General features: G+C 65.8%; 9 protein-coding genes. 8 read left to right on the forward strand and 1 reads right to left on the reverse strand.

What is annotated here, in order from left to right:
- Positions 1-10: 10 nt before the first annotated feature.
- Positions 11-2,053: a TonB-dependent receptor gene (locus tag JKF87_RS14405; protein WP_201100586.1), complete on the forward strand. Its 2,043-nt coding sequence runs from the start codon at positions 11-13 to the stop codon at positions 2,051-2,053.
- A 52-nt stretch (positions 2,054-2,105) separates the two neighbouring features.
- On the opposite strand, the gene JKF87_RS14410 is transcribed toward JKF87_RS14405, so the two are convergent.
- Positions 2,106-3,959, reverse strand: coding sequence for a gamma-glutamyltransferase family protein (locus JKF87_RS14410; RefSeq protein ID WP_201100587.1), 1,854 nt, complete (start codon positions 3,957-3,959; stop codon positions 2,106-2,108).
- Between the two features lie 437 nt (positions 3,960-4,396).
- On the opposite strand from JKF87_RS14410, the gene JKF87_RS14415 reads away from it, so the two are divergent.
- The 7 genes from JKF87_RS14415 to JKF87_RS14445 all read left to right on the forward strand — a co-directional run bounded on the left by JKF87_RS14415 (position 4,397) and on the right by JKF87_RS14445 (position 14,391).
- Positions 4,397-6,682, forward strand: a complete 2,286-nt coding sequence (locus tag JKF87_RS14415) for a TonB-dependent receptor (protein WP_201100588.1) — start codon at positions 4,397-4,399, stop codon at positions 6,680-6,682.
- A 3-nt stretch (positions 6,683-6,685) separates the two neighbouring features.
- Entirely contained in the window at positions 6,686-8,032 is a 1,347-nt protein-coding gene (locus JKF87_RS14420; protein ID WP_201100589.1) for a spinster family MFS transporter, read from the forward strand.
- Positions 8,032-9,708, forward strand: a complete 1,677-nt coding sequence (locus tag JKF87_RS14425) for a carboxylesterase/lipase family protein (protein ID WP_201100704.1) — start codon at positions 8,032-8,034, stop codon at positions 9,706-9,708. The genes JKF87_RS14420 and JKF87_RS14425 overlap by 1 nt, the downstream gene beginning before the upstream one ends.
- 15 nt (positions 9,709-9,723) lie before the next feature.
- Positions 9,724-10,497 (forward strand): TetR/AcrR family transcriptional regulator, encoded by a 774-nt coding sequence (locus JKF87_RS14430; protein ID WP_201100590.1) that lies wholly within the window; start codon positions 9,724-9,726, stop codon positions 10,495-10,497.
- Positions 10,498-10,621: 124 nt separating this feature from the next.
- Positions 10,622-12,214, forward strand: a complete 1,593-nt coding sequence (locus tag JKF87_RS14435) for an AMP-binding protein (RefSeq protein ID WP_201100705.1) — start codon at positions 10,622-10,624, stop codon at positions 12,212-12,214.
- A gap of 120 nt (positions 12,215-12,334) precedes the next feature.
- Positions 12,335-13,219, forward strand: a complete 885-nt coding sequence (locus tag JKF87_RS14440) for an SDR family NAD(P)-dependent oxidoreductase (protein ID WP_201100591.1) — start codon at positions 12,335-12,337, stop codon at positions 13,217-13,219.
- Positions 13,219-14,391, forward strand: a complete 1,173-nt coding sequence (locus tag JKF87_RS14445; protein WP_201100706.1) for an acetyl-CoA C-acyltransferase — start codon at positions 13,219-13,221, stop codon at positions 14,389-14,391. The genes JKF87_RS14440 and JKF87_RS14445 overlap by 1 nt, the downstream gene beginning before the upstream one ends.
- Positions 14,392-14,499: the final 108 nt, after the last annotated feature.

A 14,499-nucleotide genomic window follows, 5' to 3' on the forward strand; every position in this document is an offset into this window, starting at 1 on the left:
GGGTGCATCAATGAAATCGGGTTACGCCGTGGTCGCGGTGAATATGTTGTTGCTGGCATCGGCCGGATCGGCGCTGGCCCAGGCTCAGGGGGCGCCGCAAGGGGCGCCTCAGGCGGATGGGGGGCGGTCGGAGACGGTCGATGATGTCGTTGTCTATGGCCGGGGAGAGCGCAAGATCGGCATTGCGGTGGCGGCGAGCGAGGGCGCGGTCGCGGGGGCCGATCTGTCGGTCCGCCCGATCCTGCGGACTGCCGAACTTATTGAGGCGGTGCCGGGCATGATCGCCACCCAGCACTCCGGCAGCGGCAAGGCCAACCAGTATTTCCTGCGCGGCTTCAATCTGGATCACGGCACGGATTTCAGCCTGACCATCGACGACGTGCCGATGAATTTCCGCACTCACGGTCATGGTCAGGGCTATCTGGATGTCGGCGGCCTGATCCCGGATGTGATCCGCCGTATCGACTATCGCAAAGGCCCCTATCGGGCAGACGTCGGGGATTTCGCCTTGGTCGGCATCGCGCAGCTGACGACGGTGGATCGGTTCGATGCGCCCTATATTTCCGCCGAGGTCGGCAGTTTCGACTGGAAACGGATAGGTGCGGGCGGCTCGATCAAGGCGGGTGGCGGTGATCTGCTGGCTGCCGCCGAGTTCAAGACCTATGACGGGCCGTGGGAACTGCCCGAGGCGCTGCGTCATGCCTCCGCCTACGGAAAATACACCCGCGACACCGGCTGGGGCGTGCTGCGCGCCAGTCTGTCCATCTATGACGCGACCTGGCGACCGACCGAGCAGATCCCGGAGCGGGCCATCGGCAATGAGGTCAAGGACGCCTATGGCGCGATCGACAAATCCCTGACCGGCAGCACCCAGCGCCAGATCCTTTCGGTGCGACTGGACGGGGACAACTGGCGCGCCACCGCCTACGCCCAACATTACGAATGGGCGATGATCTCCAACTTCACCTTCTTCTTGGAGGATCCGGTCAACGGCGACGAACTGGAGCAGTCGGAGAAGCTGAACACCTATGGCGGGCGGCTGGAACGCAACTTCCGCCTGGGCGACCGGCTGTCCAGCGTGGTCGGCGTCGAGGGCCGCTATGACGACATCGCGCGCGTCGGCCTGTTCCAGGCGGTCGATGGCCAGCGGTTCGCCAACAAGGGGGAGTTTGCGGTCGATGAAGCCTCGGCCGCCCTCTATGCCGAAGCGACCTGGAGGCCGGTGGACCGACTGGCCCTGTTCGCCGGGGCGCGGGGCGACGCCTACCGTTTCCGAACGCGCGCCCTGGGGCCAGAGGCCTGGAGCGGCAAGGTCAGCGAGACGCTGGTTTCACCCAAACTGGGCGCGAACTACGAAGTGTCGCCGGGTCTGGCCCTCTATGGCAACTGGGGGCGCGGCTTCCATTCGAATGATGCGCGTGGGGTGACGGCGCCCGGCGATCCCGCGCCGGGTCTGGTCGTTGGCGATGGCAGCGAGGCCGGGGTGCGGCTGGAGCGGGGTGGTCTGGTGGTCACGGCCAACTACTGGCGCATGAAGGTGGATTCCGAACTGATCTATGTCGGGGATGCCGGATCGGTGGAGCCGTCCAGTGCTTCGCGCCGCTACGGCTATGAACTGACCGCCTTCTGGCGTCCGTCATCGTGGCTGGCTGTCGATGGGGTCTGGACCTGGAGCCATGCCCGCTTCACCGACAGCCCGGGCGAAGACTATATCCCCGGGGCCCTGGAAAACGCCGGCGAACTGGGTGTTTCAGCGATCTTCCCGTCGTGGAATGCGGCGGTGAGAGTACGCCATCTGGGGCCGCATGCGCTGGTCGAGGACAACAGCCTGCGCACCTCATCGGCCACGGTGGTCAATCTGCGCGCCGCCTGGACGCCCAAGCCGTTCGAGGTGTTCGTGGATCTGCTGAACATCTTCGACACCGACAAGAAGGACATCGAATACTATTACGCCTCGCGCCTGCAGGGCGAACCGCTGGACGGCGTCGAGGGTATCCACAGCCGTGCGATGGAGCCTCGCATGATCCGCGTCGGCATCAAGGCGACCTTCTGAACCTGAGCGAGGCGAGGGCGCGGTGCGCTCTCGTCTCTGATGGCGCGCCGCATCAGTAGCCTACGGCATAGCCCATGCGGCGGGGGTCGCCGCCGGCCATCGGCTGTCCGTCGGCGGAAACCAGGATTCCCTGGATGCTGCCGATCGAATAGGGGCCGACCGGCTCGACCTTGTGTCCCATCGCCGTCAGGCCTGCGAAAGTCGCCAGCGGGAAACGGGCCTCCATCTGCAGGCGGATAGCCGCGCCGGGCGTGTAGAAGCCGGGTTCAGCATCCAGGGCGATGCGCGGCGCCTCGATAGCCTCCTGGATCGACATGCCCCGGTCGATCACATTGACCAGGGTCTGGAACTGGGTCTGGCCGATGGTCTCGCCGCCGGGCGAGCCGAACAGCATCCGCAGCCGTCCGTCCTGCTTCACGATCACCGGACCATTGCCCAACAGAGGGATGCGGCCGGGCGCGACGAAGTTCGGGTGATCGCGATAGGGGGCGGTCGAGCCGACCCGCAGGCCGTTGTTGCAGATCAGGCCGGTGTCACCCATCACCAGCAGGGTTCCAAACCCGCCGCCCAAGGTGGTGGTGCAGGCGATCGCATTGCCATCGCTGTCGATCACCGACAGACTGGTCGTGTCGCCCGGCACGCTGGACGCGCGGGGGCGCCGACGCGGGGCAGGGCGGCTGGTGCTCAGGTCCGCGCCGGTCGGATAGGCGATGGCGGCCTGCGGATTGATCAGGCGGCGCCGCTGGTCTGCGAAGGCCTTGGAGATAAGGACATCTGTGGGAACGACGGCAGAGGCGGGATCGGCGGCGTAGCGATAGACGTCGGACTTGGCGACCTTGATCGTCTCGGCGATCAGGTGAAGCGCCTGGGGGCTGTCGGGCGGCAGGCTGGCGAAGTCGAAGCCTTCCAGCAGGTTCAACTGCTCGCACATCTCCAGTCCGGTGCGCGAGGTGACCGGGCTGCAATAGATGTCGACGCCGCGATAGTTGGTGCTGACCGGCGCGCTCCAGCCGGGACGATAGTCCTGCATGTCCTTCAGTCGCAGCCAGCCGCCGCCTGCTTCGGAAAAGCGGCTCATCTCGCGGGCGACAGGGCCGCTGTAGAAATAGTCATAGGCGGCCTGAAGGGCGGTGCTGCGGTCTGCGCCCGTTGCCAGGGCCGCAGTCTCGGCGTCGGCCAGGGCCTGGAAGGTGTTGGCCAAGGGCAGATTACGAAACAGCGAGCGAGCCGCAGGCGGCTGTCCGCCGGGCAGATAGATCGCCGCCGTGGTTGGGTAACGGGCCAGGGCCGCCTGCTGGCGGCGGATGGTGTCGGCGATGGAGGCGTCCATCGGATGGCCGTCGCGCGCATAGCCTATGGCCGGCTCCAGCAGCGTGGACAGGGGCAGACGGCCGAATCGGCGGGCCAGTTCGATCCACCCGCCAAAGGCGCCCGGCGTGACCACGGCCTTGTGTCCGGCGACCAATTCGGCTGGATCGACCTGATTATCCAGCAGGCCGGGCGCCGCGCCGGTGAAGGCCAGCGAGGTGACCTCGCCAGTCTTCTTGTCCAGGCAGGTGGCGAAACCATTGCCCGCAGCGCCGGACGCCCAGGGTTCGACGACGTTCAGGACCGCCATGGCTGCAACGGCGGCGTCGGCCGCCGATCCGCCCTGCATCAGCATCCTGACCCCGGCCATGGAGGCAAGGGGATGGCCCGCCGCGACACCGCCGTGAGGCATGGGCACTTCGACGCGGTGGGCGGAAACCGTGGCGGCGCCGCTGGCGGGCGCATCAGGGGCCTGGCGACCGACCCCGGTCTGGACTGCGGGCCGCGCAGATGCGGTTTGGGTGGAAGCCAGGGCGAAGGCTGCACCGCTCATCGTGCCCAGGAGCAGTTCGCGGCGTCCGATTGAGGCGCCGCTCAACCGCCTTGCCTCGGCTGTTTGAACAGGTTCGCGCATGACCACCCCTCCCAGGATCAGGGTCCTGCAGATGCTGAAGTGTGCAGCGGGCCCGCATGACGCCGACCTCAGGTAAGCGTGAAAGTCGCGGAATTTCCAGAATTTTCGGCACTGCAATCAGCGGGTACTAGTGACGACCGCGCCGCTTGTTCACACCGGACTGCGCGCCGCGTCATAGAGGCCCAGGTTCACGAAAGCGGCTGTCATCAAGGGGCGGACGGATTGGTTAAGCTGCCTTTTGACGTGGGCGACAGTCGGCAGATCGTCGCTGCGCGCGGCGAAAGCCGTTGTCGGCTCAAGATATTCACGCACGTGAGAGCGAATGTTGACTCCGGCCTGAATGCGTGGCCCAATCTGGTCAAGCGCCGACACTCATGATCGGCGCATTGGGAGGAAAATCGATGAAGGCGTTACTGCTCGCTTCCGCGTGTCTGCTCGCACCTGCCGCGGTTCTGGCGTCGGGCCAGGCATGGGCTCAGGATCAATCGACGGCGTCGCAGGGGGAGGCCCGCGACCGTCAGGACAGTCACGTCGAGGACGTGATCGTCACCGCCACCCGCCGCGCCGAGCGGCTTCAGGATGTTCCCGTCAGCATCACCAGCCTGTCGCAGGAGGAGTTGAATGCGCGCGGCATCGTCAACTATGACGGCCTGGCCACCGCCACGCCGGGCGTGGTGCTGAACCGCGCTTCGGCCAACTTCAACAACTTCACGGCGCGCGGCATCGCCACCAACGGCTATGGCGCCAATCTGCAGAGCACGGTCGCCATCTATCTGGACGAACTGCCGATCTCATCCAACGGCAACTCCACCATTCTGGACCCCACCTTGTATGATGTGGAGCGCATCGAGTTTCTGCGCGGACCGCAGGGCACCCTGTTCGGATCGGGCTCTCTGGCGGGCGCGCTGCGCATCCTGACGCACAGTCCTGACGCTTCTCGCTTCGACGCTTCGGCCCTGGTCGATCTGGGCGTGATGAGCGAGGGCGGACTGCGCCAGCGTTACAACGCCATGGTGAACCTGCCGCTGATTGAAGACCAACTGGCGCTGCGCGTCGTCGGTTTCTCGCGCCACGAAGGCGGGTGGGTCGACAACGTCGGCACGGGCATCGAAGACGCCAACAGCCTGGTTCAGTATGGCGGCCGCGCCATTCTGCAGTGGACGCCGAACGACAGGCTGTCCGCGCGGCTGATGTATTCACATGAAATCAGCAACCCGCATGACTCGTCGCTGACCAATCCCAATCTGGGCGAATATGCCCGTCTGACGGACCGCCCGGATCGTTTCAGCAGCGATATGGCCAATTATAATGCGACGATCGAATATCAGTTCGACGGCGCGCGGCTGACCAGTTCATCGACCTATTCCGACTACAAGGGGCTGTTCTTTGTCGATCTGGCCGGTTCCTACGGACAGGCCTTCCCCTTCGCGCTGGATGCGGATGCGACGGACAACACGTTCGTTCAGGAATTGCGCCTGGTTTCCGATCCGGGCGGGCGCTTTGACTGGTCGGTCGGCGGCTTCTATTTCCGCAAGCGTCGCGACGTGGACTACAATTACCGCTCAAACCCCGAGTTCCTGGCGTCGCGCGGGCTGACGGGCCTGCCGGACGAATATTATCAGCGCTTCGGCTCTTATTTCGTCAGCCATGAGATCGCGGCGTTTGGCCAGCTGACCTATCGTTTCACGCCCGATCTGTGGATCACAGGTGGAATGCGGTACGGCAAGACCGACGCGCAGGGCTTCACCAAGGCGGGCGGCTATAACTCCGACTACCTGACGCTTGCCTATTGGGGCTTCGCCAATACGCCGATCACCATGACCGCGCCTTATGAGGCTGCCGCTGGCGTGAAGGCGGAAGAGGATGGCCCGTCCTATCGCGTCAGCCTGTCCTGGCGGCCCACATCCGCCATTACGACCTATGGCGCGGTGTCCACCGGCTTCAGGCCGCCGATCATCAATGCGCAGGCGGGGACGATCAGCCAGATCGATCCGAACGACATCGTCATTCCCACCGGCGCCACCTCGGACAATCTGATCAACTATGAGATCGGGGTGAAGGGACGCTGGTTCGGCGGCAAGCTCTATGCCGACGCGGCCCTGTATCTGATCGACTGGAACGACATCCAGGTTCAGGCCAACCGGGTTTCAGACTCCATCCAGTTCGCCACCAACATCGGCGGCGCGACCAGCAAGGGGCTTGAGGTGTCGCTCGTCGCCCTGCCGGCGTCGGGTTGGACGGTGGCGTTGACCGGCTCCTGGAACGAGGCCAAGGTCGATGATCTTACAGATATGGAAGCCGCGATTTCAGGCGCCGTCATGGGCGCGCGTCTCGCAGGGCCCAAGGTCTCAGGCTCCCTGAGGGTCAATTATGAATGGCAGCCCATGACTGGTGTGACGGGCAATGCTTCGGTGGCGGTTTCGCATGTGGGCAGCTTCCCCAACGCCTTCCCGAACACGCCCGGACATCCGCTGACGCCCTTGCCGACCTATGACGACACCGACAGCTACACCGTCGTCAACGCCAACGCTGCCTTCGCCTTCACGCAGTTCACCGTCGGCGTTTACGTCGAAAACCTGTTTGATGATCGGTCAGTCAACTATGTCCACCCTGAAGCCTTCATCGACAGCCGCTACGGCCGTCAGCGGCCCCGCACCATGGGTGTCCGCGTCGGTTATGAGTTCTGATTGATGGCCGCCGCTCCTTCATCGGTCATTCCGGGCGCGCAGGATGCGCGTCCGGGAGGGCGCGCCTGGTTCGTCCTGGCTCTGCTCTGTTTCGTCTATGTCCTGAACTTCCTGGATCGGCAGCTGCTGTCGATCCTGGCTAAGCCCATCCAGGACGATCTCGGGGTGACTGATGGCCAGTTGGGGCTGATCAGCGGTCTGTATTTCGCGATGTTCTACTGCATCCTGGCCATTCCGGTCGGCTGGCTGGCCGACCGCACCAACCGGGTCCGAGTGTTGTCGCTGGCCTGCGCCCTGTGGAGTGCGGCGACGGCGGCGTGCGGTTTCGCCCAATCCTATCCGCAACTGGCGGCGGCACGCATGGCCGTCGGCGTGGGCGAAGCAGGCGGCGTGCCGCCGTCCTACGCCATCATCTCCGATTATTTCCGTCCGGGAACGCGGGGCACGGCGCTGGGCCTGTTCAACCTGGGGCCGCCGATCGGTTCGGCGCTGGGAGTGGCGTTCGGGGCCTCGATCGCCGCCGCCTATTCGTGGCGCGACGCCTTCATCTGGGTCGGCGTCGTGGGGGTGGTCACCGCCCTGGTGGTGTGGATTTTCGTGCGCGAGCCCAAGAAGGGCGGTTTGGATGCACCGGCGGCGACGGTGGTCGATCCGGCTGAAGTCGCCTCGGTCGCCTTAGCGCCTGAACCCCAGCCCGGCTTCATGGCCGCCTGCCGGATGTATCTTTCCAACCCGGTGCTGAGAGGCATGGCCCTGGCCAGCGGCGCGACCCAGTTCGTCACCTACGCCCTGATGAACTTCGCCACCCTGTTTCTGATGCGCGAGAAAGGCATGACGCTGCAGGAGATCGCCCTGTGGTACGCCCTGTTGCTGGGCGTCAGCGTTAGCCTGGGCATCTTTGGTTCGGGCTGGCTGATCGACCGGTTGAGCCGCCGTTACAAGACCGCATACGCCTATCTCCCGGCCATTGGCCTGATCATCGCCGCGCCCTTCTTCGTCGGCTTTGTCTGGGCGTCCGACTGGCGGTTGGCGTTGCTGTTCCTGTCGGTGCCGATGGCGCTGAACTATTTCTATCTGTCGCCGGCGGTGACCCTGGTGCAGGAAGAGGTGCGTCCCAATCAGCGGGTGTTGGCGGGCGCCCTGCTGCTGCTGATCATGAACCTGATCGGTTTGGGGCTGGGTCCGACCTTCCTTGGCGCGGCCAGTGATTTCTTCCGGTCCAGCCATCCCGACAATTCGCTGCAGATGGCTTTCTATTCCCTGCTGCCTTTCTACGGATTGGCGATTGTGATGTTCCTGGGACTGGCCCGCAAGATCCGGCTCCAGTCGAAAAAGGAGGCTGTATCGTGATGAGAGCCGCTGTCCGACTGCTGGCGGGACTGACCGTTCTTGGATGTGCAGCAATCCACTCTCCGGTCTGGGCTGGAACGGAAACTGCAGCCGCCGCAGTGAACCGTCCCGTCGTTCAGGCCCCGGCCGGACCCGTGCGGGGCGAGGCGCTTGAGGGCGTCAACGTCTTCCGCGGGCTGCCCTATGCGATGGCGCCGACCGGTTGGCGCCGGTGGCGTCCGCCTGTGGAGATGCCGCGCTGGCGCCAGACGCGTGATGCGTCCCGGTTCGGTCCTGCCTGTCATCAGCCCGTCGCCCGCGGCGAGAGCATCTATGCGGGGGAGACGCCGACGCTGAGCGAAGACTGTCTTTTCCTGAACGTCTGGGCGCCGCAGGGCGCAACGGCGGCGCCGGTCTTTGTCTGGATACACGGCGGCGCCTTGGCGACGGGCGCGTCAGATGAAGCCATGTACGACGGCGCGCGCATGGCGGCGGCCCAGGGCATGGTGGTGGTGTCGATCAACTATCGTCTAGGCGTGCTGGGCTATCTGGCCCATCCAGAGCTCAGCGCGGAATCGCGCCGCAACATCTCGGGCAACTACGGTCTGATGGATCAGATCGCCGCCCTGAAATGGATCAAGGCCAATGCTGTGGCGTTCGGGGGTGATCCAGGCAATGTCACCATCGCGGGCGAGTCCGCCGGCGCCCTCAGCGTCATGTACCTGATGGCCTCGCCCGAGGCGCGCGGCCTGTTCCACAAGGCCATCGCCCAAAGCGCCTACATGATCTCGACGCCAGAGCTGCGTTCAAGTCGACATGGCGACCCGGCGGCTGAAATGGTCGGCGTCTGGCTGCAGGATCAGTTGGGCCGCCGCAGCCTGGCCGAACTGCGCGCCATGGAGGCGCAGGAACTGACGACCAGCGCCCAGGCCAAGGGTTATGCGCCCTGGGGGACGATCGACGGCAAGATTCTGCCTGAACAGCTGGTGGAGATATTCGACCGGGGCCAACAGGCGCCTGTGTCCTTGCTGGCCGGGTTCAATCAGGGGGAGATCCGCTCGCTTCGCATCCTCCTGCCGCCGTCGCCGCCTGCCGACGCCGCAGCCTATGAGACGGCGATCCGCGGCGCCTATGGCTCCCTGGCCGACGCCTTCCTGCGCCTCTATCCCTCGACCGATCTTCAGGAAAGCCTGTTGGCCACGCCGCGTGACGGCCTTTACGGCTGGACCTCGGAACGACTGATGCGCCGTCAGGCGCGCACCGGTCAAAAAGGTTTCCTCTATTTCTTTGACCATGGCTATCCGGCCATGGACGACAAGGGGCTGCACGCCTTCCACGCCGCCGAAATCCCCTATATTTTCGGCACGATGGATCGCACGCCGCCGCTTTGGCCGGCCATTCCCGACACGCCGGTCGAGCGCGGCTTGTCGGACGCCATGATGGCCTACTGGGGCAGCTTCGCCCGCACCGGAACGCCAAGTGCGCCCGGCCAGCCTGTCTGGCCTGCCTATGACGAGGCGCGGACCTATATGGCTTTTGAGGGGGCGCCGGTCGTGCGCGAGCAGTTGATGCCGGGCATGTATGACACCCATGAAACCGTGGTCTGTCGTCGTCGGGTCGCCGGCGGGATTCCATGGAACTGGAATTTCGGCGTCCTGTCGCCGCCCCTGCCGCCGCAAACGCCTTCCTGCCCGTGAATGATGAGAACCGCCATGGCGACTGACACAACCCAGGAAGCTGGCGCCGCACCCAAGGCGGTGGTCCGGACGCGTCGCCCGAAAAGCAAGGTCGAGCAGCGCGCCGAAACCATGGAGCAGATCCTCGACGCCGCCGAGTATCTGTTTTCCGTCCACGGCCTTTACGGGGTGACGTTGAAGGATGTCGCCCAGAGGGTCGGCGTTCACCACACGCTGTTGAACTATTATTTCACCGACAAGAAGAAACTGTACGACGCCGTCATCGCGCGCCGGGCAGAGGTCACCGTCTCGCTGCGGATGAAGGCTCTGGACGACTGCGAGGCGGCGGCCGAAGGGGGGCGGCCCACGGTCGAGGCGGCGTTGCGGGCCTTTCTGGACACCGACCTGGACCTCTACAGCCAGGGCGGCGAAAACTGGAAGAACTACGGCGCCCTGGGCGCCCAGGCGTCGAACACTCCCTATGGCGCCGAGTTGATGGACTTCCACTTCGACCCGGTGGTCCTGAAACTGATCGACCTGTTGAAGAAGGCCCTGCCGGATTGCGCCGAGGAGGACATCTTCTGGGGCTATCACTTCGTCACCGGGGCGCTGATGCTGACGCTGGCGCGCACTGGACGGATCAATCGGCTGTCGGGCGGCCTGTGCGATTCCGACGACTTCGGCGCGGTGAAGGACCGCATGGCCAGCTTCATGGCGGCCGGCTTCCTGGCCATCTGCCGACGAAAGACGGATCCAGAGGCTGCACTGGGTGCCCTGCCGCTCAGCGACGGGGCCGCGCTGAAAACCTGACGACGTCGCCGACGCCGCCTGCCTGCGCCCGAGCCTCATGTCTGGGGCGTCGGCGATCCGGGCTGGCCGAGTTTTATGCTTGAGGCGCCTGCGGGCGCCCCTGAAGGATACCGAGTAAATGCTGATGAAGGACGGGGACGTTCAGTCCTTTCCCCTGACCCTCGACAAATTCCTCGACCATGCCGCCAAATGGCGACCGTTGGCAGAGGTGACGACGGCGCGAGACGACGGCTCCACCGCACGGATCGGTTATGGTTCGTTACGCACCCGGAGCATCCGGATTTCCGGCCTGTTGCGCCGATATGGCGTCGAACAGGGCGCCCGCGTCGCCACCCTGGCCTGGAACACCCAGGGCCATGTCGAGGCCTGGTTCGCCATCATGGGCATTGGGGCCGTATGCCATACGCTGAACCCGCGCCTGACGGCTGAACAACTGGCGGACATGCTGGCCCAGTCAGAGGCCGCCATCCTGTTCGTCAGCCCCGATCTGGTTGGTCAGGCCGGCCGCATCGCCGCCCTGTCGCCCGGTCTGTCGCTGATCCTCGTGCTGGATCAGACCGAGCCCCTTGAGGCCAGGCCTGACTGCCGGGCCGATATCCGCCTGCTGGAGCCGATGCTGGCCGAGGCGCCCAGCGACGTGGTGTGGGGCGATTTTCCCGAGACGGCGCCGTGCGGTCTGTGTTTCACCTCAGGCACGACCGGCGCGCCCAAGGGCGTGACCTACACCCACCGCTCCAGCTTCCTGCACACGCTGCGGGTGCTGCAGGCCGACGTCATGGCGGTGACCAGCCGCGACAGGCTGCTGGCGGTGGTGCCCATGTTCCACGCCAACGCCTGGGGTCTGCCCTTCGCCGCCGCAGCCGTCGGCGCCAGGCTGGTCCTGCCGGGGCGCAGGCTGGACGGCGCCAGCCTGGCCCGATTGATCCTGTCGGAAGGCGTGACGGCGGGCGTGGGCGTGCCCACGGTCTGGCTGGCTCTGCTTGAGCATGTCGAGGCCACAGGCCTTGAGCTGCCGTCCCTGGAGCGGATCATAATGGGTGGCGCGCCGCTGGCGCCCGCGTTGATGGAGCGGATCGAAAAACGGCTGGGCGTCATTGTCCAGACCAGCTGGGGCATGACCGAGCTGTCGCCCTCGGGCACGGTGGCGTCGCCACAGGAGCGGCGTCGATCCGCCGGGGTGTCAGGCCGCCCCGCAGTCGGGGTCGATCTGCTGCTGACGGACGAGGCGGGGCAGGCCCTGCCCGAGCAACGTGGCGTCGAAGGCCATCTGAAAGTGCGCGGAGCCGCCGTGATCCAACGCTATTTCGGCAAGGATGAGGATGCGGTTGACGCCGACGGTTGGTTCGCCACCGGTGATCTGGCGCGCATCGACGCCGAGGGGCAGTTGACCATCACGGGCCGCGCCAAGGACCTGATCAAGTCCGGGGGGGAATGGATCAATCCTGCCGAGATCGAGGCCGTGATCGGGGCCCTGCCGGGGGTGGCGCTGGCGGCGGTCATCGGCCGGGTTGACGACAAGTGGGGCGAGCGTCCCATCCTTCTGGTCGAGCTGTCGCCGGACGCGCCTGCGGATGACGAGGCGCTGCTGGAGCCGTTGAAGGGACGGGTCGCCTCCTGGTGGATTCCTGACGCGGTTCACCGGCTCGAGCGGATGCCGCTGGCGGCGACGGGCAAGATCGACAAGCTGAAGCTGAGGGCCGAATACGGCGCGCGCTGAGCCACGCTGCATCGTCCTGGCGACAGTTCACACCACGCCTCGCAGCGTGACAGCCCCATGCCGCCGACGGCGCAGCGGGGGGCGACCAATATTCATTCAGCATCAAAGCGGAGATCATCAATGTTGCAGAACCGTGTCGCCATCGTCACCGGTTCCGGGGGCGGACTTGGGCGCAAGCACGCGCTTTACCTGGCGTCTCAGGGCGCGCGGGTCGTGGTCAATGACCTGACCGAAGCTACGGCGCGCGCCGTCGCCGATGAGATCGTGGCGGCCGGAGGCGAGGCCATCGCCGCCGCTGGTTCGGTCACGGATGTCGATGCGGTTCAGGCCATGGTCGACGCCGCCATGGCCCAGTGGGGCCGGGTCGACATTCTGGTCAACAACGCCGGCATCCTGCGCGACAAGTCGTTCGCCAAGATGACGATGGATGACTTCCGTCTGGTCGTGGACGTGCACCTGATGGGCGCCGCCATCTGCTCCAAGGCGGTGTGGGAGATCATGCGCCAGCAGAACTACGGCCGCATCGTCATGACCACCTCGTCGTCCGGTCTGTATGGCAACTTCGGCCAGGCCAACTACGGGGCGGCCAAGCTGGCCCTGGTCGGTCTGATGCAGACCCTGGCCATCGAGGGGGAACGATACGGCATCCGCGTCAACGCCCTGGCGCCCACCGCCGCCACCCAGATGACCAACGGCGTCCTGTCGGACGAAAGCCTGACGGCGCTGGATCCCGGTCTGGTCAGCCCCGGCCTTCTGGCTCTGGTTCAGGAAGAGGCGCCGACGCGCGCCATCCTGTGCGCCGGGGGCGGTCATTTCGCCCGCGCCAACATCACCCTGACCAAGGGCGTGCGCATCGGTGCAGACGATGCGGGGCAGGGGCTGATCGCCGCCTGGGACCGGGCTTCTGATCGTTCGGACGAAGCCGTGCCCGCCTATGGCTTCCAGCAGGCGGAGCAGGAACTGGCTTCGGCGGGCGCTGTCGGCCCTGTGATGGCGAGGGCATGATGCGTCACGCCGTCATCGTTTCAACCGCCCGCACGCCCATCGGCCGCGCCTATCGCGGCGCCTTCAACGATACGTCCTCGCCGTCCCTGGCCGCCCATGTGCTGAAGGCCGCGGTCAAGCGCGCAGGCGTTGATCCCGCCGAGGTCGAGGACTGTCTTCTGGGCTGCTCCCTGCCGCAGGGCGTGCAGCAGTCCGTGGGCCGGATGGCGGCCCTTGCGGCGGGCTTCCCCGTCTCGGTCGCGGGCATGACCCTGGACCGGCAATGCTCGTCCGGCCTGATGACCATCGCCACGGCGGCGAAACAGATCATTGTCGATCACATGCAGGTGGCGGTCGCAGGCGGCGTCGAGTCCATCTCTCTGGTTCAGACTGACCAGATGCGCGTCACGCCTGATCCCTGGGTCCTGCACCACCAGCCTGACGCCTATATGTCGATGCTGGAGACCGCCGAGACCGTGGCGCGCCGTTACGGCGTCTCGCGCGAGGTCTGCGACGCCTACGCCCTGCAATCCCAGCAGCGGACAGCGGCGGCCCAGGCGGCAGGCCGTTTTGCGGACGAGATCGTGCCGCTGGCGTCCCGCATGAAGGTGGTCGACAAACAGACCGGCGAGATCACCTATCGCGATGTCCAACTCCAGCAGGACGAGGGCGCGCGGCCAGAGACCACGGCCGACGGCCTGGCCTCGCTACGGACGGTCTTCCCCGACGGCACGGTCACTGCAGGCAACGCCAGTCAACTCTCGGACGGCGCATCGGCCTGCCTCCTGATGGAGGCGGCGGAGGCCGAACGGCGCGGCCTGCAACCCCTGGGCCGCTATGTCGGCATGGCGGTCGCGGGCGTTCGCCCAGATGAGATGGGCATCGGGCCGGTCGTCGCCGTGCCGCGCCTGCTGGAGCGCTTCAACCTCAAGGTCGAGGACATCGGCCTATGGGAGCTGAACGAGGCCTTTGCGGTTCAGGTGCTGCATTGCCGCGATGTCCTGGGCATTCCGGACGAGCGGTTGAACGTCAACGGGGGCGCCATCTCCATCGGTCACCCCTACGGCATGTCCGGCGCCCGCATGGTCGGCCATGCCCTGATCGAGGGGCGCCGACGCGGCGTGCGCTACGTCGTCGTCACCATGTGCGTCGGCGGGGGCATGGGCGCGGCGGGATTGTTTGAGGTCTTCTAGCCACGAAGATCCGGCATCTGTGCCAACCAGCCATCAGCCGCTAAATCAAGCATCTGGCGGCTGATGGCTGGTTGGCTGGTGGTGGGATCGCATCTTTAGATTGGTTGC

Source organism: Brevundimonas nasdae, from assembly GCF_016654005.1.
GTDB classification, from domain to species: domain Bacteria; phylum Pseudomonadota; class Alphaproteobacteria; order Caulobacterales; family Caulobacteraceae; genus Brevundimonas; species Brevundimonas nasdae.